The sequence below is a fragment of the Nodularia chucula CCY0103 genome (genome assembly GCF_963923915.1).
Taxonomy (GTDB): domain Bacteria; phylum Cyanobacteriota; class Cyanobacteriia; order Cyanobacteriales; family Nostocaceae; genus Nodularia; species Nodularia chucula.
Map to the genome: position 1 here is coordinate 1 of NZ_CAWUOL010000082.1, position 23752 is coordinate 23752.

21 protein-coding genes are annotated in these 23752 nt (G+C 39.9%); 7 read left to right on the forward strand and 14 right to left on the reverse strand.

Annotated elements, in window-relative coordinates; translation table 11 throughout:
* Window positions 1–851 precede the first annotated feature (851 nt).
* A complete protein-coding gene (hetF, locus tag ACM0OP_RS18665; protein WP_414529921.1) occupies window positions 852–3326 on the forward strand; it encodes a cell division protein HetF in 2475 nt (824 codons plus the stop codon).
* Between the two features lie 7 nt (window positions 3327–3333).
* On the opposite strand, the gene ACM0OP_RS18670 is transcribed toward hetF, so the two are convergent.
* The 3 genes from ACM0OP_RS18670 to ACM0OP_RS18680 form a co-directional block, all read right to left on the reverse strand.
* Window positions 3334–3891 carry a peroxiredoxin gene (locus ACM0OP_RS18670; protein ID WP_414529922.1) on the reverse strand — a complete coding sequence of 186 codons (558 nt, stop codon included), beginning with the start codon at window positions 3889–3891 and terminating at the stop codon, window positions 3334–3336.
* Window positions 3892–3929: 38 nt separating this feature from the next.
* The gene (sipA, locus tag ACM0OP_RS18675) at window positions 3930–4184 is read right to left on the reverse strand and encodes a regulatory protein SipA (protein ID WP_414529923.1); all 255 of its coding nucleotides are present in this window, start codon (window positions 4182–4184) and stop codon (window positions 3930–3932) included.
* A 194-nt stretch (window positions 4185–4378) separates the two neighbouring features.
* The gene (locus tag ACM0OP_RS18680; RefSeq protein WP_414529924.1) at window positions 4379–4852 is read right to left on the reverse strand and encodes a P pilus assembly/Cpx signaling pathway, periplasmic inhibitor/zinc-resistance associated protein; all 474 of its coding nucleotides are present in this window, start codon (window positions 4850–4852) and stop codon (window positions 4379–4381) included.
* A 447-nt stretch (window positions 4853–5299) separates the two neighbouring features.
* Between ACM0OP_RS18680 and ACM0OP_RS18685 the strand changes: the two genes are divergently transcribed.
* Both ACM0OP_RS18685 and ACM0OP_RS18690 read left to right on the forward strand, forming a co-directional pair.
* Window positions 5300–6514 carry a sensor histidine kinase gene (locus ACM0OP_RS18685; protein ID WP_414529925.1) on the forward strand — a complete coding sequence of 405 codons (1215 nt, stop codon included), beginning with the start codon at window positions 5300–5302 and terminating at the stop codon, window positions 6512–6514.
* On the forward strand, window positions 6511–7173 hold the full coding sequence (locus tag ACM0OP_RS18690) for a response regulator (protein ID WP_414529926.1): 663 nt from the start codon (window positions 6511–6513) through the stop codon (window positions 7171–7173). Before ACM0OP_RS18685 ends, ACM0OP_RS18690 begins: the two co-directional genes overlap by 4 nt.
* 70 nt (window positions 7174–7243) lie before the next feature.
* Here the strand turns inward: ACM0OP_RS18690 and ACM0OP_RS18695 are convergent, their stop codons facing one another.
* Entirely contained in the window at window positions 7244–7669 is a 426-nt protein-coding gene (locus ACM0OP_RS18695; RefSeq protein ID WP_414529927.1) for a nucleoside deaminase, read from the reverse strand.
* A 204-nt stretch (window positions 7670–7873) separates the two neighbouring features.
* On the opposite strand from ACM0OP_RS18695, the gene ACM0OP_RS18700 reads away from it, so the two are divergent.
* Complete coding sequence (locus ACM0OP_RS18700) at window positions 7874–9331, forward strand: sensor histidine kinase (protein WP_414529928.1); 1458 nt, start codon at window positions 7874–7876, stop codon at window positions 9329–9331.
* A 56-nt stretch (window positions 9332–9387) separates the two neighbouring features.
* Here the strand turns inward: ACM0OP_RS18700 and ACM0OP_RS18705 are convergent, their stop codons facing one another.
* The 10 genes from ACM0OP_RS18705 to ACM0OP_RS18750 form a co-directional block, all read right to left on the reverse strand.
* Complete coding sequence (locus tag ACM0OP_RS18705) at window positions 9388–10869, reverse strand: UDP-N-acetylmuramoyl-L-alanyl-D-glutamate--2,6-diaminopimelate ligase (RefSeq protein ID WP_414529929.1); 1482 nt, start codon at window positions 10867–10869, stop codon at window positions 9388–9390.
* Window positions 10870–10921: 52 nt separating this feature from the next.
* On the reverse strand, window positions 10922–11194 hold the full coding sequence (locus tag ACM0OP_RS18710; RefSeq protein WP_414529930.1) for a glutaredoxin family protein: 273 nt from the start codon (window positions 11192–11194) through the stop codon (window positions 10922–10924).
* Between the two features lie 307 nt (window positions 11195–11501).
* A complete protein-coding gene (csx2, locus tag ACM0OP_RS18715; RefSeq protein WP_414529931.1) occupies window positions 11502–12761 on the reverse strand; it encodes a TIGR02221 family CRISPR-associated protein in 1260 nt (419 codons plus the stop codon).
* A gap of 20 nt (window positions 12762–12781) precedes the next feature.
* Complete coding sequence (gene cas6, locus ACM0OP_RS18720) at window positions 12782–13543, reverse strand: CRISPR system precrRNA processing endoribonuclease RAMP protein Cas6 (RefSeq protein WP_414529932.1); 762 nt, start codon at window positions 13541–13543, stop codon at window positions 12782–12784.
* A gap of 5 nt (window positions 13544–13548) precedes the next feature.
* The gene (csm5, locus tag ACM0OP_RS18725) at window positions 13549–14835 is read right to left on the reverse strand and encodes a type III-A CRISPR-associated RAMP protein Csm5 (protein ID WP_414529933.1); all 1287 of its coding nucleotides are present in this window, start codon (window positions 14833–14835) and stop codon (window positions 13549–13551) included.
* A gap of 4 nt (window positions 14836–14839) precedes the next feature.
* Window positions 14840–15892: a type III-A CRISPR-associated RAMP protein Csm4 gene (csm4, locus tag ACM0OP_RS18730; protein ID WP_414529934.1), complete on the reverse strand. Its 1053-nt coding sequence runs from the start codon at window positions 15890–15892 to the stop codon at window positions 14840–14842.
* Entirely contained in the window at window positions 15889–16869 is a 981-nt protein-coding gene (csm3, locus tag ACM0OP_RS18735) for a type III-A CRISPR-associated RAMP protein Csm3 (protein ID WP_414529935.1), read from the reverse strand. Before csm3 ends, csm4 begins: the two co-directional genes overlap by 4 nt.
* 2 nt (window positions 16870–16871) lie before the next feature.
* Window positions 16872–17348: a type III-A CRISPR-associated protein Csm2 gene (csm2, locus tag ACM0OP_RS18740; RefSeq protein WP_414529936.1), complete on the reverse strand. Its 477-nt coding sequence runs from the start codon at window positions 17346–17348 to the stop codon at window positions 16872–16874.
* 4 nt (window positions 17349–17352) lie between these two features.
* Entirely contained in the window at window positions 17353–19647 is a 2295-nt protein-coding gene (gene cas10 / locus ACM0OP_RS18745) for a type III-A CRISPR-associated protein Cas10/Csm1 (protein WP_414529937.1), read from the reverse strand.
* 126 nt (window positions 19648–19773) lie between these two features.
* Window positions 19774–20079, reverse strand: coding sequence for a CRISPR-associated protein Csx3 (locus tag ACM0OP_RS18750; RefSeq protein WP_414529938.1), 306 nt, complete (start codon window positions 20077–20079; stop codon window positions 19774–19776).
* Window positions 20080–20473: 394 nt separating this feature from the next.
* Here ACM0OP_RS18750 and ACM0OP_RS18755 point away from each other — a divergent pair, with 394 nt between their 5' ends.
* The 3 genes from ACM0OP_RS18755 to sbcD all read left to right on the forward strand — a co-directional run bounded on the left by ACM0OP_RS18755 (window position 20474) and on the right by sbcD (window position 23638).
* The gene (locus ACM0OP_RS18755; protein ID WP_414529939.1) at window positions 20474–20683 is read left to right on the forward strand and encodes a hypothetical protein; all 210 of its coding nucleotides are present in this window, start codon (window positions 20474–20476) and stop codon (window positions 20681–20683) included.
* Window positions 20684–21131: 448 nt separating this feature from the next.
* Window positions 21132–21632: a GUN4 domain-containing protein gene (locus tag ACM0OP_RS18760; protein WP_414529940.1), complete on the forward strand. Its 501-nt coding sequence runs from the start codon at window positions 21132–21134 to the stop codon at window positions 21630–21632.
* 752 nt (window positions 21633–22384) lie between these two features.
* The gene (gene sbcD / locus ACM0OP_RS18765) at window positions 22385–23638 is read left to right on the forward strand and encodes an exonuclease subunit SbcD (protein WP_414529941.1); all 1254 of its coding nucleotides are present in this window, start codon (window positions 22385–22387) and stop codon (window positions 23636–23638) included.
* Window positions 23639–23752: the final 114 nt, after the last annotated feature.

Consider the following 23752-nt stretch of genomic DNA (forward strand, 5'->3'; position numbering starts at 1 on the left):
GGAAAATTCTGTGGATGACGCAAAAAAAATCCCCTAAAAGGTGTTAGCCAGTCAGGGGAGTTAGTTATCAGGGTGCATCTACCAATTTATTCTTCTGACTCTATGTACATTCTCCGGAGCAATTTCGGAAAATTCTGTGGATGACGCCAAAAAAATCCCCTAAAAGGTGTTAGCCAGTCACTCATAGGAAACTTTGAGGCAAGATTGGTTTTTTAAACAGGTTGATTACACTTACTGTTAGAATCATTGAAATTTGAACCTCACCCGACTTTTAGTCGGGTGATTCCTGCTTCAAAGATCTCCGCCTGAATTGCTCCAGGACTTACAACTTCTCCACAGGCGTTTTAAGTCTCCGGCGCACCAACGGCGACTTTTAAACAAGTACCTAAAAACTCTAAGTATGTTTAAGCTCTGTACCTTAAAGATTTTACCCACTAGAGGAGCGATAAAAGTATCTATTTCCTAGTAAAACCCCATATCTTTAGTTGTCGTGGTTCAGATTTAGCTTGGTTTTCGCTGTACACTAATTTTAATAAAATAGGTTGCGCCTAACTCATGACTGGAAGCTCGCACAAGAGTGGGGCTTGAAGACATCAAACCATTCTCAAGGGTGTAGCTAGTCTACCCTGCGGAAAGCTATTTCCCTATTTCTGAAGTGGGGAATAAGCAATTATGCTAATTTTTGTGAAGAGTTTTCGGCATATTGCTTATAAACTTAAAGCAGATGGAGCAAAATCAGTGTGTTGAGAAACATTCAGTAACAGGATTCATCTAAGGTATCATAAGGAGCGAAAAATCGAACTGAAACTTTCGCGTTTCAAACTAGATTTAGGAGGCGAACAGGAAAAGTTGTGACCCAGGAATTTCATATTTCCGTAACCCCAGTAGGGCAAAATGACTACTTGGTACGGACGGAACAAGTCGCGCCTGGGGTGCCATTGGCTGAGGAACTGGTAACCTGGCCTGTGACTGAGTGGTTAGCATCTGCTGGTCATCTGATGAACGACCCACTAAAATCGGTGTTGCAGGGGGAGGCGATCGCCAGAAACTCTGTGAATCTGGTGGTGTTGGGACAGCAGTTTTATAATGCACTGTTTCAAGGTACTCTGCGAGATAGTTGGATTACTGCCCAAGGGATTGCCCAAAACCATCAACAAGTGCTGCGTCTACGTTTGGGGCTAAAAGATGTGAGGTTGGCACGTTTGCCGTGGGAAGTGATGCACGCAGGCGATCGCCCTCTGGCTACTGGCCCTTATATTGCTTTTTCTCGCTACCAAAGCGGAATGATGGCTGCATCTCGTTTACCTTCGAGAAACAGACCAAAAACACAAAGCACTGGTGGTGTGAAAGTTTTAATGGTGCTAGCTTCCCCTCCTGATCAAGTTCGTCTCGATTTGCTCAAGCAAGAAGCTATTAACCTGCAAGCTGAACTTCAACGCCACACACCACAAAGTGATACAAATGGTAACAATTTACCGAATATTGATCTGACTCTACTAGATCAACCAGGACGGGAAGAATTAACCCAAGCGTTAGAACAAGGAAGATATCAAGTTCTACACTATTCTGGTCATAGTAACTTAGGGCCAAATGGCGGACAAATTTATCTTGTTAGCAGAAGAACTGGCTTAACCGAAACCCTGAGTGGTGATGATTTAGCTGGCTTGCTGGTAAATAATAATATTCAAATGGCTGTGTTTAATTCCTGTTGGGGAACATACACGGCGACATCCGATACTGTCGGGGATATGACGGCTGAACGGAATTTAACAGAAAGTCTAGTCAGACGGGGTATTAGAGGCGTTTTGGCTATGTCCGAAAGAATCCCCGATGAGGTGGCGCTGACGTTGACACAATTGTTGTACCGTAATCTCAGCCAAGGATATCCTGTAGATTTGTGTGTCAGTCGGGTACGTCAGGGCTTAATTTCTGCTTATGGTTCTCACCAGAGTTATTGGGCGTTACCCATTCTATATCTTCAACAAAATTTTGACGGTGTACTATGTCCTGACATACCTACAAGTGCAAACTCAGTTAATGGATACAGTCATCAATCTGCGGCGGTAAATCCGACTGCGAACTATTTTGCTACGGCGGATGATCCCAATGTCTCACCTATTGATGCGATGATTCCTGCTGGATTTGGTGATGATTCTTCAGAACTAGACTGGTTAGGTGAGGAGACTTGGGGCGATTTAGTTGATGAAATTGAGTATGATGATGATGCTTATTATGCAGAGGATTCGGCTTTAGTTTCAGATTTGTTTCGTCAGCTAGATCAGCAAGAAGGAACAAATGATCAATTACCACTGCATCGGGGAATTGTCGCACCAATCACAGATAAGCAACTTCAGGATGATGGGGTTGGCGAAAATATCGGTGACTCAGAGAAGTCTGTGAATTTATGGGGGGAAATCCCAGAAAATACCTCTTTACGGCAAAAATCACTGCCGACTCCATCCACTCGGCGAGCTAGTAGTCGTTATAAACTACGACCGATTGTCGGTATTTTAGGAGTTTTGGGGTTAGGTGCGATCGCACTGATCATTGGCTGGGGTTGGTGGTGGCAAAATCGCCAAGCATCGGTTAAATATATACCGGGTATTCCGCGTGACTCTGAAGTTATCCCCAATCAATCAGAAACCGATATCACTAAGGCTGAGACAGGAATTATCACCGCTATGGCTACAGAAAAGTTAAGCCAAGGGGATTTGCAAGAGGGGTTGAAGCTGGTGGAAGAACTACTGAATAGGGGTGCGCTATCCCCTGCTGAAGGTTCTCTGAGTTTAATTCCACCTAACCAACTTGATGATCCCTCTGTTAACTTTCTTAAAGGGCGATTAGCATGGCAGTTTATCCAAACGGGAAACGAAAAATACAGTGTTGATGATGTGCGCCGTTATTGGGAAAATGCGGTGAAATCTCAGCCAGAATCGCTTTTATATAATAATGCCTTGGGATTTGCCTATTATGCGGAAAATAATCTGAATCGAGCGAATAATTCTTGGTTTACGACTTTGAATTTGGCTCTCAAACGGCAAAATACGGCTTCTAGTGAACCAATAGAGGTAAATACAAAACTGTCTGAGGATGCTTTAACTGCCTATGCTGGATTAGCTTTGGGGCTGTATAAATCTGCATCTGATCAACCAGGGATTAATAAACAAAAACAATATCTGAATGAGGCGATTAAGTTACGACAATTGGTGATTGGTAATGATCCGGTGAATTTCCAGATCAATCAATTGAGTCAGAATTGGTTGTGGACAGAACAGGCGATCGCAGATTGGCGATCGCTCTTGGAGGAAAAAGCAGACAATAGATAATTCCAGCCTAAGAAGCTGAGGACTGCAATTTTTCCAGTTGTGCCAGAACTTCTGTACTGTGGACTGATGGATTAACTTTCACAAAAGTTTCTCGCAAAATTCCCTGGGGATCAATGATAAAACTATGGCGCATGGAAACGAAACCAATCCAAGAACCATAGGCTTTACTCACCGCGCCATTAGTATCAGCTAATAAGGGAAATTTTAACCCCTCGGAATCGCAAAACTCGGCGTGGGAATCAATATCATCAGCACTCACACCGATAATTTGAACATTTTTTTCCATGTATTTGGGTAAATCTTGTTGAAAACGACGCGCTTCAATAGTGCAACCAGAGGTAAAGTCTTGGGGATAGAAATACAGAACTACCCACTTACCACGCAAGTCCGACAGGGAAATTTTGCCCTCACCTGTGTTGGTGGGTAAAGTAAATTCTGGTGCAGGTTGGTTAATTTCTGGAAGTTTACCACCCATAGCATCAGCAGTAGGAGTCAGATGCAACCAACTGATCACTGCAAAACAACTTACCAGTAATATATTTAAAAAATTGCGCCGAGAAATCATGGTGTAGACCAAAATGACAACTTTACATAAGTTTACATTTATTCTTGACTTTCTCCCCCTGGCAAATTAGATTCTGGATCTATACTTTGAATGTATTGGCTATCTAAGAGAAATTTTCCCTTAGTAAAGCGGATCACCCAATATCCTCCAGGGCGGCGATCAATAATTACACCCTCTTCCCCTATGGAAATCACATCAGGAGGGCGTAGCATAGGCATAGGATCTGCGGTTTTAACGTAGGGTGGTAGTGCTATAACTGTGACTTTACTACCAATGGCAAATTCTGGAGACATATTTATCAGGCTAGGAGTTTTCATTAACTCATAACTCAAAACCCGGCTCTTTTACTAGCCATTGGCGGAATTTTTTATTTATTCGCTGTGGTGAAAAAGGGAAAAGGAAAGGGGAGGGCATGATTTCCCCTATTCCATGATTCTGCAAGAAGAGTTAAAAATTTTTCTGGGTAAAGAGCGAAAATGTGTGGATATTATTGGGAATTGCGTTGCTGACCGCGCGATCTCATATTTTGGCGCATTTCTTCCATTTGTTGACGCTGTTCGGGAGTGAGGACTGCTTGCATCTGTTGTTGAGATGCTTGCTGAATTTGGCGCATTTGGGTTCTTTGTTGTTCAGTCAGATTTAAGTTAGCCCAGCCTCTTTGGCCTCTTTGTCCTTGAGGTGCATTTTTTGCAGCTTGCAATGTTGCTCTTTGTTCTGCGGTGAGAATCCCCTCAATTTGGCTGCGAGTATTGGTTTTAATCGCCTGCATTTGGGCTTTTTGGGTATCTGTTAAATTTAAGCGTTGCATACCTCTAGCGCCTTTTTGACCCCCTTCTTTTGTGGACATTTGCGCCATTTGTAGCGGTGAGAAGGATCTCATTTGTGCTTGAGCAGCAAGAGGTATTGCAGTCACTGTTAAAGCAATTGCTCCCGCTAGGAGTGGTAAGGGCTTAAATTTCATACTTGATGTTGTGTAGTTTACCGTTTTCATGTCACCATCATAAAAAATCACTAGTCACAGTGGCATGAGGATAAAGTCATGATTCTATCCATGACTAAAGTCATGCTTGATTCGGGACAATTGGGACTGGTGATCAGATATTAGTTGCCGTAAATGTAGTAATACCAATTGAATATAAAGATGCATAAATACGATTTAACCAGAAATCCGGTTCCCATCCTCGCTTGCGGGGAGGGGTTAGGGGTGGGGTAGAAATAATGTGCAGCCTCACAAATAATTGGTATTAAGCTCTAATTTTGTCTTATTTGCATAAGCAGGAAGTGGGGATGGGACAACAGCTTTTATCTGCAAGATGCGTAAAAGTAGATAAAGCAGGCTACACCCCAGAAAAATCAAATAGGATTGCTATATAACCACAACCATCTCAAAATTAAAATCCCACATTCTATGACTCCCCCGATTCAAATTAAAAATCATCCTTTCCGATTTTTACTATATTTGGAATGGGTATTACTGGCGATCGCAGTTTTAACAGCTGCACTCCCCTCTCCTTCCCCACGCTTCAATGCTAATTTTCCCGAATTGACGATTTGTAGTCTAATTGTTTTTGGGATCATGGGTTTAAGATTACCCACAAGTAACTCTTTAAGTAAATGGATTTATACAGCTTGCGAAATTTTATTAATTGTCACCACAGGATTCTTTGGGGGAAGAATTGCTAGGTTATTTCCGTTTCTCTATATAATTTTAGTCACGCGCAGTTGCCTAATTTTTGAATTACCAGGGCGGTTATTAGTCACAAGTTTATCATTCAGTTTATTTCTAATTACGCTGAGGTATCGCTTATTTAAATTACCCTTATCATTATCCCCTCATGCTCAAGAACGCTTCCGGTTTTTTCACCTCAGCTTGGCGTTAGTGTTTGGCTTGAGTTTAATTTTTATTTTACTATTAATGAATACAGTCATAGCTGAAAGGCAAAGTCGGGAAAAGTTGGCTTTGGCTAACGAAAAACTCCGTCAATATGCCTTGAGAATTGAAAATCAGGCTACTCTAGAAGAACGCAATCGCATTGCTAGAGAAATACATGATTCATTAGGACATTCTTTAACAGCTTTAAATTTGCAATTAGAAACGGCTTTAAAGTTATGGGAATCTCAGCCAGCTAAAGCCAAAATATTCTTAGCTAGAGCCAAAGAACTTGGTTCTAAATCCCTTGGTGATGTGCGTCAGTCTGTTTCTACTATGCGTTATAGTCCTTTGCACGACCAAAGTTTAGAGCAGGCGATCGCTATTCTCTTAGAAGATTTTCACCGCTCTCATGGCATTTCGCCTATTTGCAACATTGATTTAGAATATGCTTTAGCCTCTGATGTGATTATATCTATCTATCGCATTATTCAAGAATCATTGACAAATATTTCTAAATATGCAGAAGCATCAGAAGTTAAATTAGAAATTACTACCAATAAAGGACGATTTCATTTAATAATTACAGATAATGGTAAAGGTTTTGATATCATGCAGAATACTACTGGTTTTGGATTACAGAGTATGCGCGATCGCACCTTAGCCCTGGGTGGTGAATTTATGATTAATAGTCAACCTGGTTGTGGGTGTCAAATTATAGTTGATATTCCCTTATTGAGTTTGACCAGATGATTAAAGTTTTATTAGTAGATGACCAAAGTCTAATTCGTCAAGGATTAAAAGCCTTATTAGAATTAGAACCAGATTTAGAAATCATTGGTGAAGCTGAAAATGGTGAAGAAGCAATTAATCAGAGTCAAAAACTCCAACCTAACGTGATTCTTATGGATATTAGAATGCCGATTATGGATGGGGTTGCAGCTACCAAAGAAATTCAAAAACGCTATCCAGAAATCAAAATTTTAGTATTGACGACTTTTGATGATGATGAATATGTAAAAGCAGCTTTAGAAAATGGCGCAATGGGTTATCTACTCAAAGATACACCATCAGAAGAGTTAGCTGTGGCTATTCGTGCAGTTGATAAAGGATATACACAACTGGGTCCCGGAATAGTCAAAAAGTTGGTAACTCAGTTTTCCTCAGTCACAGCTACCCAGTCACCACCTGTACCCCCTAGTTTGGCAGAACTTACACCCAGAGAAAAAGAGGTTTTACGATTAATTGCCATTGGTGCTAATAACCGCGAAATTTCCCAGCAACTTTATATTTCTGAGGGGACTGTGAAAAATCATGTCACAAATATTTTAAATAGGTTAAATTTGCGCGATCGCACTCAAGCAGCTATTATCGCCCATACATTTTTAGAGTATTTAGAACAAAATAGTTAAAAATACAGGAAGAACCATTATTACGTTTATTTAGGGTATGTTAACTGAGTTTAATTTACCATTTTTAATATTAATTAAATAGTTCTAAACATTCATGCTTTAAAATGCCCCCTGTGACTTTGATATTTCTAAATGATTTAGCAATCACTTGTTCACAAGTAAGTTCAATTTGTGATTGATTGACTGAAATTAAATCTTGAATAGCAGCACCATAGACAATTTCAGATATATTTGCCCAGACACAGGCTGTGGCACACATGGGACAAGGTTCGCCAGTAGTATAGATGGTGTAACCTGCTAAAGAAGGGCTTTTTAGTTTAGCTGTTAAATGACGAATAACGTTAATTTCAGCATGGGCTGAGGGGTCGTGATCTCGGCTAACAGTATTATGAGCTACAGCAACAACTTTTTCGTCTTTGACAATGACTGCACCATAGGGCGCGTCTCCTTTTTTGGCTTCTGCGATCGCTAACCGCATAAAATATTCTGGGTTCATTTAAATTGGGGATTTGATGGGGATTAGTTTTAATGATATGGGACGATCGCACAATTTAAACTTCTAACAGGGGAAATTGCACCTATATTGTTCGGTTATACCACTGTCGCCAATAGACAAAAGAATATAACCTCTTAGTAGTGGAGTAGTGAAATGCCTATGTCAAAGGCTGCCAGTCGCTCTGAAATCAAGGGGTGAATACCTGTGTATAAATGGATATTGCCGAGCCTGAGTGAAATTTTAGCCGAAAGTCAAGCAACTATGGCTGAATGCTCACCAATGAAAGCAGAACAACAGTGGCGCATCAGTTTAGCCGCTACAGAACAATTGCTAATAAATACTTTAGCAACTGGTTCACCTGATGCCACCACAGGATTAGTGTTAGCTGCGCCTGCACCTTTATTCAGTCAGCCAATATTAACTCAAAACCTGCAAACTGTCACTTTTACAGCCAGGCCATTTAACCCCTTGGCACTAATGCCATTTCAAATGCCAAAGCCTAGCGCTACAGCAAATAAACCAGTGATTCTCCAAGAATCAGTGCTGTCTTTACTACCAGCAGATCCATTGGTGAAAGAGCGTTTTTGCTTGGTGTTTACAGAGAAATTTAGATTAGTTTTAGTTTTAAAAGAAGATAAAAGTGGTGATCAAGGCTTTTCATTTTCCTTTGATCCAGAAGTAGTAGATCAATGCTGGAAATCCCTCGGTGCGAGGATTATGCTGACTAATCCAGAACTGTTTGCTGAAGTCAATGCATTAGTCCAAAAGTATCCTCCAGTCGCCCCAGACTACCACACGGTAATTCACTTTAGCCAGTTATTGCTTCAGGAATTAACAGAACCAGAAGGGAATGAGGAAGCATTAGAAACTAGTGCAGAATGGGAATACAAAACTGAGCCGCAAAGCTCAAACCCCAACGCCCCAACTCCAGTCCCCGATGTAGAATTACTCCTAGCTTTTGCCCACGAAGTCCGTACACCTTTAACCACAATTCGGACGTTGACTCGGTTATTACTGAAACGGCCAGATTTACCTGAGACAGTCAAGAATCGGTTACAAATTATTGATCATGAATGTACCGAGCAAATTAACCGGATGGAGTTATTATTTAAAGCTGCCGAATTAGAAACTTGCGCCTCTCTGAAATCTGCCAATACTCAACTCACACCCATGTCCTTAGATCAGGTGTTGTTGCAGAGTGTACCCCGTTGGCAACAAGCAGCCCAGCGCCGGAATTTGACTTTAGATGTGGTTCTACCGCAGCATTTACCCACAGTGGTAAGTAACCCCAATATGCTGGATCAGGTTCTCACTGGTTTATTAGAGAATTTCACCCGCAGCTTACCCCCAGGTAGTCATATTCAAGTGCAGGTGATTCCCGCAGGGGATCAACTGAAGTTACAATTATCCCCCCAATACCATTGCCCAGGAACCAACCCACCCAGCGAAACTGTTACCCCACCAATTCGTAAAGCTCTGGGGCAATTGCTGATGTTTCAACCAGAAACAGGTACGATTAGTTTAAATATTGCCGCTACTAAACATTTATTTCAGGCAATTGGCGGTAAATTGATTGTCCGCCAACGCCAACATTATGGAGAAGTGTTAACTATTTTCTTACCGTTGGAAGTCAGCAGCAAGAAAAAAGCCATCGGTCATTAGAATTTCCCACACACTCCTCACTCCCCACACTTCCCACACTCCCCACTCCCCACTCCCTAACTTACTCTTGCCTCTAAAGCCTCTCGTGCGTGTTCTCGGTCGTCAAAGTGAATTTTTTCTGTGCCGAGAATTTGGTAATCTTCGTGACCTTTACCAGCAAGTAATACGCCATCACCTGGTTGTGCTTGTAAGATTGCTGTCCGAATAGCGGTAGCGCGATCGCATATTACTGTAGGTTTAACTGCCTCCGGGATTCCCGCTAAAACATCTTGTAAAATCCGTTCCGGGTCTTCAGTGCGAGGATTGTCTGAAGTTAGCACCGCCACATCAGCTAATTCTGCGGCGATTTTACCCATTTTCGGGCGCTTAGTGCGATCGCGATCGCCCCCACAGCCAAACACACAAATCAGCTTTCCGGGAATAAACGGCCGTGCAGCTTTCAGCAAATTCTCCAAACTATCAGGCGTGTGGGCATAATCCACAATCACACTAATTTCTTGTTCAGAACTAATTTGCACCCGTTCCATGCGTCCAGGAACCCCAGGAAACTCAGGTATAGCCCCAGCTACCAACTGTAAATCTAGTCCTAAGTGTAAAACCGCACCCACAGCCGCCAAAAGATTTTCTAAATTGTACTGACCAACCAAAGGAGAACGAAAAGCCACATCTCCCTTGGGTGTATGTAACATCCCGCTTACACCATTCGGCTCGTAACTTAAATCACTCATCCATAAATCAGCACTATGATTATTAACGCTGTAACTCCAAACCTGCTCAGAACTTAAACCAGCAATTAAACGCTGACCATATTCATCATCAGCATTAATTATTGCCCTACCCTTGAGATAATCAGGACTAAACAACAAAGCTTTAGCAGCAAAATAATCCTCCATATCGGTGTGATAGTCCAAATGGTCTTGAGTGAGATTAGTAAACACTCCCACCTCAAACTCACAGCCCAAAACCCGACCTTGTGCCAAAGCATGGGAACTGACTTCCATCGCCCCAAACTCACAACCAGCATTCACAGCCTCAGCTAACTGCTGCTGTAATTCCACAGCAAAGGGCGTAGTGTGGACAGCAGTTTGGGCAAAACCAGGCCAACGAGTGTACAGAGTTCCCATCAAAGCCGTAGATAGATGAGCTTTAGTGAGCAGAAATTCAATTAAATGAGTAGTCGTAGTTTTACCATTAGTACCCGTAACACCCACCAGTTTGAGTTTTTGTCCGGGATAACCGTAAAAAGTAGCCGCTAATTGGGCGCAGGCTTGAGTCATATCCGCCGCACTTACCACCACAGCCTCATCAGAGGGCGGATTATTCTGTAATGCTTGGGGAGAAACAACCGCCGCTACAGCGCCCGATGCGATCGCACTTAGCCAAAACTCACCCCCATCTACACGCGTTCCCGGCATACCAATAAACAAATCACCCACACCGCAAGCATGGGAATTAGTCTTCAAACCCTGAATTTTTACATCAGGTACAGCCGCATAATCAATACCATCCACAGCCGCCAGTAAATCACGCAATTTCATTTAGTGAACCTCATCACACAGAACTCTTGCGCTTATTCTGCATTATTTTTTCCTAAATAGATAAATACTTACCCAACATTTGCGTTAATTGCTGCACACTAGCACGAGGAGAAGGACGGGGCAAACGCTCCTCTGCACCCTCTGTGCCTCCGTGGTTGGATAAACAAAGCACCGGCACCTCATACTGATAAGCCAAAAACCAATCCTCACGAGTGGTAATATCCCGAACTTCCAACTCAAAACTGAGATTTTCCACCTGTTCTAACTTTTCCTGTAAACCCTCACACAAATGACATCCGGGCTTGCTGTATAAAATTAATTGCATTTCTCAATTCACATTTTTAATTGACTGTAAGATGTTCACCAAATTTTGCAGAAACAGGTATTTTGCTAGACTCAATTGACCAATTAAGTGCTTTTGATAGGATCAAGGTATCATTATCATTACATAGGTCTTATTGATAAGACCTGACCTATATCTTTTACCATAAATCGCTACATTCTTTACACTGTCTTGTTTTTGGCTCCGCCAGCTATTATATACCATTCTAAATTTGACAATCGGATGGGGTGCGATCGCATCTCGTTGAAAGTTCCGTCGGGGGTAAGTTACTGAGGGTTTGGAAATATTTCTAGACACTTTCATTCTGCAAATCCCAAACTTTAGCAATGGCTTTAAGTTCCTTAATAATGATTTCAGTTTGCTGCAAAATATCTTCTGCGTTTTTAGGATTTTTGCGAAAGCCTGCGTGTAGTACATCATTACGCAGATTAGCCAAGTTTAATTCGCCACCCCAAAGTCTGTTTAATTGTTTTTTCTTTTGCTTTGGAATACTAGACCATTGTTCTAGATATCGAGATTCCTTAATTGTGTTACCATCCTTATCCTTGATTTTGCCTCCTGTTAATAATAGTTCCATGTCATCTCGACATAGTTTATCTAATGGGTCTAGTTGAAAGTGATGACATAGCAATGAAGGTAGCCATTCCCGCGCCATAGATAAGGCTTGAACAATTTGTCCTTTGGCTGCATACCACTCTACGATTTTTAGTTGTCGCAATAAAGATGATTGTGGGTAATTGCGATAATCTGTTGGATTAATCAAGCCAAAATTACCATAATCTTTTTCTACACGCTTCAGCAAAGCTGCAAATGGTGGTACAGTTTGAGAAACTGTTGGTGCTGCTGCTGCAATACGTTCAGGTAATATTGCTGCTTCTTGAATCACATCCATTGGACGTAATAGCTGTAAACCTTGTGCAATTCCTTCTATGCTGGCGGCTAAATTTTGTCCTGTCGAGTCACTATGATAAAGTAAGCTTGCTAATGCTTGTCCATTTCCTGTTTTGGTGAACTGATCAGTAGCAGTTGTCCACTCCAATAAGCTGACTATAGGTAAAAGGTCAAAGATGGGGGTTTTATTATCATTAGTTTTGGCATCAAATGCGCCATATATTAAACCTTCAATCTGCACTTGACGGACAACACGTAAATAACTGACAGCAATTAATGCTAAAACAGGTAAAGAACGAAAGCCGTTTGTGATGTCAAATAGTACCCTATCACCCTCTTCCAAACAGTCTGTTAACATTTCAAATAGTTTCCAGATATCTGATGTACTGTGTCCTTCAGGGACATTTATTATGGGTTGTAAATCAACTTTATTGGAAAGCTTCTTTTTTAGTGTTTCCCAACTAGATTCAGTCTCATTATCTGGAACTCCTGTAGCTGCTGTATTTGTTAACAAGACATAAAGAGTCTCAGGCTTGTAAAATTCTACTAAAGCTTCTTGAATGAATTTAGTTTTATATTCGCCAGAAGCAATTGGATTGAGGTAAGTAGTTTCTTGATAACCTCTTTTATTAAAACCTAGAAATGAGATTGCTTTCATAATATTTAATCCTTGAACATTTACAGTTTTACAGATGTTTCACCCATTCCCAAACGAGTCTTCATACCCGTACCAGAAAACCGCGCATATTGGACTAATAAATTAGCCACATTTGCCAATAAAGGATCAGCACGGCTTAAAACTTGTAAGGTTATATCGCCAATAAATCCATTCGCAAAATTTTTATGTAATTGATAACTGCGCGTTTGAATTTTGTGATTTTTCAGTACAACAGCGTTACCAAGATAAGCAATTAATTCATCACTTCCTAAATAAACAGGTGCGAAATTATTCCAACGTTCTAACCAACTGCGGAACATTAGTGTAGGTAGCGGTAGAGGTAAATTTACTCCACCTTGAGCAAAGGCTGTAGGCGTAATAAACTGCAAATCAAAACGCCTCACTGGTTCTGGCTCATTTCCTACTAAATTTGTATATAATTCCTCATAGCTGGTAATTTCATCTTCACGATTAATGATATTAAACTTTGCACCGAGAAATTCTAAAGAATTGCCAAGATTTAAATGAGAAATTGCTTTTGCTGAAACTTCATTTAATCCACACAAACTTAGTTGATAAAATTCCTCTGAATGGAAGGTGACAAAATCTCTGGAAGTAGAAGAATAACCGATGATTCCTGAGTAAGAAACAGAGGGTATAGTGTCGCTTCCCATTTCTAAACCTAGCTGATAATGCAGTTGCTTTACCAGTTCCAACCCATAGGAACGGGGTAGAACTGTTGATGTAGATACACTTAATTTCCAAGTAGAGTGAATTAGCATAAGTTTTATAAAGCTCTGAATTTCACCCATCCAGGAACAAATTTAATTTCGCCATTGCTATTCATCACTGTGCGCCGAGATTTGGGAGCTTCAAAATCAGGCGCTGGAAGACCGCAAATATCCCGGATTTCTGCTCTCATTTCGTCGCCAAAACATAACCCAACTGTGGTTCCTGTCATTCCACTACCCCAACCTAGCCTTAGTGTATGGGGACATTTTTCTGCTTCGTATAAATCGCGGATATGATTAAAATCTAAGTTCTTGCCAGATGCTCTAGGGTTATTTTCTATTGCGTTCCAATAATCATGCTCATAGTCCCATTGTTCTTGAGCAAAATCTTCACATATTTGCAATAGTTCATTAAGGTTATTAAATGGTAATTTCATTCCTTGTTTATGCTCGAACCATGACAGCATTTCTGTATCTAAGGTAAGGGTAAATTCTGTCTTGACGTTCCGCACCATCTCAGCATAGATAGAGGCTTTATATTTGGCTAAATAATCAGGAAATCTGCTGGAAACTATGACTTCAGCCACAACAGAAAAATTTACGGGAATTGGTTTCCCTGTTTTGCTGGGAACTTTGGTTTCAATTATCGATTCAGAGTCGCTGACTTTCAAACAACGTAAAAAATCTGTATTCTGACTGCTACCAGATAATGTTTTACTTTGATAGTTGAGAGTATAGTTAGAGAATAAATTCTCCATAAATAGCTTATCATCAGCAAATTTTTGTTTATGCTTATTTCTCAATTCTCCTAAACTCTCTTTGAGTCTGTCTTCAATTTTACTGCTGCTATATTCTGGAGGTACTTGATAACGGTCAGGATATTTGAGTAAATGATAGGCTATGGCCGTCCTGATTGCACCTTTAATTGAGGAACCAGGGATAAATAAATGTCCCATACCATTGCGAATCATCGGACGTAAATCTGTAATTCTTTCTTGGGTGAAATTTTGGTTAATTGCATCTTTGGGAAAAATGAGATTTTCATCTGTGTCTTTTGCATTCCACCATTCATCGCCAAAGGCTTGTTTTAAAAGTCTGGTGATGTCTTGACGTTCTTCAATTGCTTGAATATAGTCGTTGAAAAAACTTCCTCCCTTTTTTAATAATCCTTTAGCTAAGGCTTCTTGATTAGGAAGATAAACTTTTTTGGCTGTCTGTACATATTCAAAAGGATTTAATCTAGATACCGATGAGCCAATATGTAAAAGCGGACTGGTTAACTGTATGCGTTTTGATTCGTAAAAGTCAGGTTTTTTAAGTGCAGATTCAGGCGCAACAACCATGATTTTATTTTTCCTGTACTTTAATTGGTAAACTTAAGCTGATACCACTCCGGTAAATACTGTGTTTTGTAAATTCTTTTGGTTTGACATCTACCAGTTTTCCTTGTGGTAGTGTGGAAAAAACAGAACCTTCACTAAACATTCTTACCATTTGGCGACGTAATTGACTTTCTGCTATCCAACCACCCCTTTCTTGAATTTCGTAACTGGAATTTTTGAGCAAATCTGATGTTATGTCATCATCCCAAAATAAACTTATGAGGGTGTGGTGATTTCCCGATTGAAAATTAACTACTTTATCCCAATTTTCTGGTAATTTTAACCAGCTAACTTTAAATCTTCCTGCGCCATTAGAACGTTCTCCGCCAATTCCTTCTTCTCCTAAAAGATGTAATGCAGCTTGGAGTTTATCGGCTAATTTTTCACCTTCTGGAGAGAGTTCTAAGAGAAAGTATAAACCTGCGGGGTTTTTGTCCCAATCAAATTGAACAAAGCCTGTATGATAAATGTTTGTCGCTCTGGTATTTCTATCTATGGCTATTTTGGGGAGTTGTTGAATTTTGCAAGCTTTGCTGTAGTTAAAGGTTTCTGCTTTTGCTAGTTTTTCTTGGGTTTTATCGGGTGTGTGATTTTTTAATTCCAGAGCATCATCTGTGGTGAATCCTGTTCCCTGATACCATCTTTTCCAAATTTCTAAGGGTAAATAGTTGAGTTTTTTGTATGCTTTGAAAAATGCTAAATCATCATCTGGGTAGTTGATGGGAAATTTCAGGGGACGGGGAAGATAGTAAATTGTATTTTCCCCCACTTGTCGATAGATAAATGTAGAACTGATGCGAAAGGGGGGTATGAGTTGAGGTTGTTTATCTGTGGGAAATAGCTGTAATAATTCTTCTACGGCTTCTTTCCCAAACAACCGCGCATAGATACTTACCCAGGCGCTAAATAAACTATCGGAACAGATGCGATCGCCTGTTGTTTCTAAACCAATTCCCACTTCCCCAAAGTGAGCTAGATTCCGTTCAAAATCCAGTTTTACTAATTTCCAGACACTCATGATTCATTTCCCGGTAATAGTCGCTGTTCGATATACTCGCGTAAGGTTCTGAAGTTATCTAACAGTGCTTGAGTGTTGGGAATGGTGTCTAAAGTTTGTAAAGCTAATGATTCTTGGGTTGCGTTGGCGATTTGGCGATATTGTTCTAAGCTGCGATAGTTAAACAGAAAGTTCTCAAATTTGACCTTTCCGTAACCTCTGGAGCCATGTCCACCCAGTGCGTCATCTTCGAGAAACGCCAGTGCGATCGCTATATTTTGCAAATCTTCAACCGCTTGTTCTGAATTTTCGACAGTATAAACCAACTCAAAATTGAATTTTGATTCTGCTGGTACACGTTCTAACTGTCTGGGGTTCGCTGCTGCTGTTACTCTGTCAATACCATTTTCAAATTTCCACTCAGTCATATATAAACCAGTGTCAACTTTTTTCAACTTCTCTGCTGAATCTGGTGATAGGTGACAATCACGAATAATCAAGCGACTTGGCGCATTACGTCCGCGATTAATTTTGACGCAGTTTTGACCGTTGATTGTCCGTGTAGGATTTTTATCAGAAAATAATCCTTCCTTTGTAGCAATATCAATGGGAAGCCAAAAGCCAGAACCACCAGTTGAGCCAAATAAGCGACTAATTTGACAGGTTTTCGCACCTTCATAATTAATAAATTGTCCAGCTTCAACTTCGCTAAAACCATCTACTAAATCATCACTTTCATAGCGCCATGTCCCACTTCCCCCGGTGCGATTTAGAGGCTTCTTTAATAACCTTTCTAATGTGGCGCGGAGTTTACCTTTGATGGATGAACCAGGGAGATAAGGATACTTGGTTAAAGGGTCACGAATTACAGGTTTATCTAGTCCACCTATATCTAAATTTTCGCCACCACCACCAATATGCAATCCTGTTTTGGCGGTGAGTTGACAAGTGAGAGTCAGTTTACCAACTAGGGGTGTTTGTTCGTATGATACTGGCATAATTATTTTCCACCTTCAGCTTTGTGATAAGCAATAATTGATTCAATCAATTGCACTAACCGTTCAAAATCTTCTGTACTATGAACCTTATCTATAGCCACAGACATCACATCACCTAATGGTTTTGCGGCTCTTTGTCTCGCAGCAGCATAAGCAAGTTTAGGTTTCAGCAGCACTACTTCTGTTTCAATTGCCGAAAATTCACCTTTTTCGGTTAAGTCGGCTTTTAAGCGATTGATAGCATCTAAAAATTTGCGAATTTGGTTAGTTTCTAATCTTTGTTGTTTGAGATAAGGGCCAAATACGGCAGCATGGTTAACTAATTCACGAATAGGATATGCTTGTAAGCCTTTCAAACCTTCGATTTCTTTAGTAATTTCCTGGACAATATTGCTGCTGGGAATCATATTGGCTGGCGGATTTGATGGTTTACTTTTTACTGGTAAAGAATTGGGTTTTGGTTTAATTGCTTCTGACATATAACTATCCCCGATTTAATAATTCAATCCAAGTGGCGATCGCGCGAAAATAAGGCGCGTTATATGGATTTTTGAGAGAAGTCCGAAAATCGGTATCTTCTAGGAACTTTTTGGGTAATCTTGTTAGAGTGTAAGCTATCTTTGGTAAATGCAAATAATAACGAGTTCCTAAAGCCTCCTGTGATTTTTTATCTTCTTTAAACTTTTCTAAAGCCTGCTCTTGAATTTCTGCGGTGATCAGCAGGTTACGAACAAAATTACGGGAATAATTCACCCCAATATCTTGCTGTTCTAATCTCTTAACAAAGGGGTAAACACCGAATAGAATTGGTATTTTTTCGGAATCAAGATATTTTTTGACATCATCATCAAGATGCTTAAAATTCTGTGTTCCTTCCCATTCATCCCATTTGAAAACTTCACCAAATAACCCTAAGCTGTCTCTACCATTGTCTTTAGCTGCTTCTTCAGCTTTTCCTGACGATTTTGCAGCTTGATATAAGGGAAATTTAATATCATCAATGCTGATTCCACCTGAAAGGGTAATATGTTCATTATTACCTGTATATGTACGAAATGCTCGATAAATTTCAAAGGCAAATTCTACAATTTCACTCCATGCACCACTGATAAATAAATCATCACCACCAGCGTATATAAATAGTATATTTAATCCCTGTTGATCTGGCTTGACTGGTTTAATTGTATCAGGAATTTTCAGGTTTATATATGCTGCCAAAGTGTTGAGGTAAACTTTAAAGAAATAACTCATTTGGCGAGATAATCCAGCTAGTCTGGATAAAGTTTGTTTTTCACCTAAACCTTTAGCAAATATTTGTCCTAATCGGTCTACATCCATTCGTAAATAACCAACTCTGTTCGCACCTTTAGCTTTTCTCGCCATTTCACCAGCACGTATAAAGCCTTTTGCTTCATCTGGGTTATCAGGCTCTTCTTCACCCTCTTTTCCATAATTACCTAATAACAAGGGATAAACATTTTTAAAATGTTTAACTTGATAATGTTCTAACTGCCAATCGTTGACTAACAAAACTATATCAGAATCATGATCTATTTGTTTCCAATTTTTGAACAAATGATAATGAATTTCTCCAGATGTAAGTTTAAATGGGAGTGTATGTAAAGCATTTTTCACACTTTCATTTGTTGAGCGCACAATTGCTGTTACTTCCAACAATTGACTTCCTAAATCAAACATACTTCGACAATTTACACAGGCTAAAACTGAATCAGCTTCCTGGGAGTTAAGAGGTTTTAAATTTTCTAGATCATCACGATGACAGACGCGACAAGGTTCATGGCTATAACGTGGAGTGATAAATTTACTAATTTCATTTTCAGCAAATTTACGAGATTTATGTACAGCTAATTTTTTTGTTGCATTTGACCAATGTTCAGCAAATTTATCTTTAAGTTCGGTAACGGGAAATTCTAAACAATCTAAAGCCAGAAATACTTTACCTTCAAATTCTTTTAACAGACATTTGTTAAACTGCTGGCGGATTTTTTGGACAATATTTTTATTTTCTGCGGTTCCAGATGCCAAAATATACAAGTTACCACCACCTGCATAAATTATATTTGTCCTGGGTAAACTAAGTTGTTCTAATAATTGCTGTACAACTTCTTCTGTAACTAATTCTAAATAAAAACTTCTCGCCCTTAATGACTTCAGCGCCCCTTCTGAGGAAATGCTATATATGAATTTTTGAATCCCAGATAAATCACCTGCAATTAAACTAATTTTAGTAGGATTATTCAATAAAGCCACGGCAACGGCTGCTGTGGTTCTGGCTATGTCTACTAAAGCTACATCTGCTTCACCGAAACTCAGACATGAGCCAAATTTTTCTAATATCAGCATCAATAAAGAGAGGTTTTCCCAGTTATCTTTGAGATATTTGGAAAGTGTGTTATTAATCTCTGCTTTGAAGGCTTGCTGTTGTTCTGAACTAGGTTCGGAATTTAAGGGATAAGGAATATCAGGATATTCTTTATGGTCATTGTCAATCACTTTGAGTGGATGATAATGTTTTGTGGGTTGTTTCTGAGGTTCATCAGAAAAGTTTATGCTGTCAAATACTAAGCTTAATATTCCAATTTTTGTCTCTGGTTCCCAACCTAAAAGCACTTTCGCATCATCAACTGCTTTTTGTTCTTTCTCTTCCAGAGATTCAAACTCAAAAAATAACTGAACCTGATTATCAGCCCATTTAGCCAAAGCTGCGATCGCCTGTTGAATAACCTGTAATGCAACCTTTTCAGAATTTGTCACCATAAAAAACTTTCCATTACCGAAACTGCACAATCTATTTGAACTGGAATCCTCAGCGATCGCCCTTTTTCCTTACTCCCTCTTACACAACCACACCAACAACTGCGCCAAGGACTGAACCATTGTCTATCAATCAATTAAGTCTCCCAGCTTATACGAAGGATTGTGTGTGATACAAATCACATACTTACTTAATTTCGGATCAAAAAAACCAATAGCACCGTAAATATGAGCTAATTTATGAGCTAAAACAAATGCTACAGGTATAGAAATCGGCCCGTTAATCTTAAGTAGTTGTCCTCCTGTCAATTTTCCCGATGTTGTCATTTCCTCCAGTCGCGCCACCGCATCCTTCACAATTTGGTCATTTTGGGCAGGATCGCCAAAACCGACGCGTAAAATATCGTCTTTGAACTCGATTTTGTAGGTAGTCATTGCTTCCTATTGCTCAATTCATAGCTACATCATACACGGCATTAGAAGATGCTACTTCCAAACTGTTTTATGCTGGTGTTATACCTAAATATACTTAACTAGTGTTCGAGCAAATTTTTATAGATACTCCCCAATTAGAAGTGCTGCAATGGTTAGCGCGCGGTTCTCTATTTCTTACTCTCGCATACAGCACTTCCGGCAGCTATGAGGTACATCCCCAAAGCTGAAAGCTATGATAGAAGAGGGACAAGGAGAAAACTGTATTGCATAATAGCCGGAAGCGCTGTATTGTTAAGTTTGAGCCAATTGAATGTATAATTTATAGTAGAAATTTCAACTCAGCGATATTATATATTGCGCCGATATAACTTTATATCTGAATGGGTGTAAGGCAATGATTTCTCAAGATTATGACTCAATTCATGCTGTAGATGAACTATTAAGAAAAATTAGAATAAAAGAAACCCAATTAAAACTGGCGGAAGCATCTAATATGGTTCATACATCGGCAGGATTAAAAAATCAAATATTAGAATTACAGCAACAATTATCAGCAGCAGAAGACCCAGAAATTCAGTCATTAATGAGTTTATTAGACGAATGAACTCAAATAATCTCCTAGAACAAAAACTGAACCATTGGGATAATGTAATTTTTCAGCGTCCCCATGACCATAAAGTCTATATACAGAGGGTATGGTTTATTTCCATCTAGCAAATATCAATGCTTCTATTGGTAAATTTGATATGGCTGAAAAACTCGAACCGCGTTTAACACCATATTGGTGGCAACGGGGACTATCTTATTAGTATTATAGTAGATTTGCGGAAGGAGCAAAACAATTTGAGGTGGATTTAGTACGGGAGGATATTAATCAAGCTGTTAGCGCCAAGATTGATGATTATATGTGGTATTTAGATATCGTACACCAGAAGTTGCGATGAGGACTGCTATAGAAACCATGTATGATTTTTAGCTCTATCTAACCCGATTATTCACCAGAATGAATCATCTCTAGGAAACGGAAAAATATCATACGGACTACTGAAATCATGGACGAATTGAACTCATCTGTAGGAATTGAGTATACCCGGCTAAGAGATTTACTGGCAAAAAGTCAGTGGAAGGAAGCCGACAAGGAAACAGAACGGCTAATATTAATAGTGGCGAACCGGGAAGAAGGTCTCTTAGATACAAAAAGTATTTATAACTTTCCCAGTCAAGACCTCCGCACTATTGACCAATTGTGGGTCAAGTATAGCAGTGGACGCTTTGGGTTTACTGTCCAAAAGCAAATTTACCTCAACTGTGGAGCAAAGTTGGATGGTAACCATCCAGGTGACGCAGAGAAAAAGTTTGGTCAACAGGTCGGATGGTTAAGTGGGGCATCTTCGTGGAAAAACTATGATAGATTCAACTTTGATATCTCAGCCCCCCAAGGTCATCTCCCGGTAAAGGTGGTATGGGCGGAGAATTTTGATCCATTTCGCGGACTATATTCTTCCTTTCCCAGTTTTACACACTATATTATTCTCTCTCGTGCAGACTTGTAACTTGTGCGTTCAGCTTTGGGATGTCAACTTTAATTGGCGTTGCTGAGTAGAAATATAAATTTTGTAATACGACGCAGAGCCACTGCGGTCTTGGGGGTCTTCCTCATGAACAAGTGGCTTGTGCAGAGTCGCAGAGAGTAAGAGTTGAGAAAAGTTGAATTTGAAATTTCATCTTCAAATTTAGTCACGCTCTTTAATTAACCCTAATTGGGAAGATGAGTCAGACAACGATTTTCTTATTTGCGATCGCCCCACCCCCCGATTATATTATTTTATTAAGTATTTATATTAACAAATGTAAAAACCCCACTCATAATTTAGCAGGGCTTAATCAACTATGGTTGTGAAAATTTACAGTTTTTACCCTTGAAAAAGATTCATGATTACAATCACACTCACACTCATTAAGAGAATTAAACCACCCATAATCATAGATTGACCCAATTGATTAGGCAGATTTGAATTATTCATTTTTAGTAAAATCCTTCACTTTCTTATGATTTCCTTAACTTATCATTAACCGCATAAATATACATAGAAGCGCGATAAAAATTAAAGTCTTGTAAAGTTTCTTAGTAAAAAAAATAAAAATGTACATGAGTGCTAAGGTCTGGCTGTAGCCATTGTATAATTACGGTTGACACTCTCATAAATCAGTGTAATCTGTACCTCTGCGGTTGGTTTTTTCTGGAATTATGCGTAAGTCCTGATGTTCAATATGATCAAGAAAGATCAACTGACACCTGAGAAATATGATTAAAATCCTCCATCTCTCCGACATCCATATAGGAAGCGGTTTTTCCCACGGACGCATGAATCCAGAAACAGGACTAAATACACGCTTAGAGGATTTTGTCAAGACCTTATCCCGATGTATCGACCGTGCGTTAGCAGAACCAGTGGATTTGGTGTTATTTGGCGGTGATGCGTTCCCAGATGCTACCCCACCACCTTATGTGCAGGAAGCCTTTGCAAGTCAATTTCGCCGCCTCGTGGATGCAGATATCCCTACAGTGCTGTTAGTGGGGAACCACGACCAACATTCCCAGGGAACGGGAGGCGCAAGTTTAAATATTTACCGCACTTTGGGAGTTCCGGGTTTTGTTGTGGGTGATACTTTAACCACTCACCATGTCCCCACCCGTAATGGCAAAATTCAAGTAATTACCCTCCCTTGGCTGACTCGTTCGACTTTAATGACTCGCCAAGAAACCAAAAATGCATCTTTGGCGGAAGTTAATGAACTGTTAACGGAACGCCTCCAAGTAGTTTTAGAGGGAGAAATTCGCCGTCTTGATGCTGAGGTTCCTACTGTGCTTTTGGCTCATTTAATGGCTGATAATGCAACTTTAGGCGCTGAACGCTTTTTAGCCGTGGGTAAGGGTTTTACTTTACCTTTATCTTTGCTGACACGACCTTGTTTTGATTATGTGGCATTAGGTCACGTTCACCGTCACCAGAATTTAAATAAATCCAATAACCCGCCGGTGATTTATCCTGGAAGTATTGAACGGGTAGATTTTAGTGAAGAAAAAGAAGATAAAGGCTATGTAATCGTAGAATTGGAGCGCGGAAAGGTTAATTGGGAATTTTGTCCTTTAGTGGTTCGCAGTTTCCGCACTATTCAGGTGGATATATCGAAAGCTGATGATCCTCAAGGTGCTTTAATGAAGGCGATCGCTAAACATAATATAGAAGATGCGGTAGTGCGGTTAATTTATCAACTGCGTTCTGAACAAATGGATGTTATTGATAACGCCGCTATCCATACAGCTTTAACTCCAGCCCACAACTACACAATTCAAGCAGAATTAGTGAGCCAGTTAGCTAGACCAAGAATCCCGGAATTGACCGCCAGTAGCAGTATTGACCCCCGTTTAGCTTTGCAAACTTATCTCAATAATCGTGAAGATTTAAAAGATATCGCTGCATCTATGTTAGAAGCCGCAGAAAAGTTACTGGCTGATGATGTGGATGTTTCCTGGGAAGAGGCTATCGTGAATTAGTATTTTTGCAGTTGCGGAATTTCAACTAGGACTTACGCAAAAATTGCTGAAAAGCTTAATTTAACGTGAGTTCGACGGAACTAAAAAATGGCAGGAGGTAGAGCAGGCAAATCT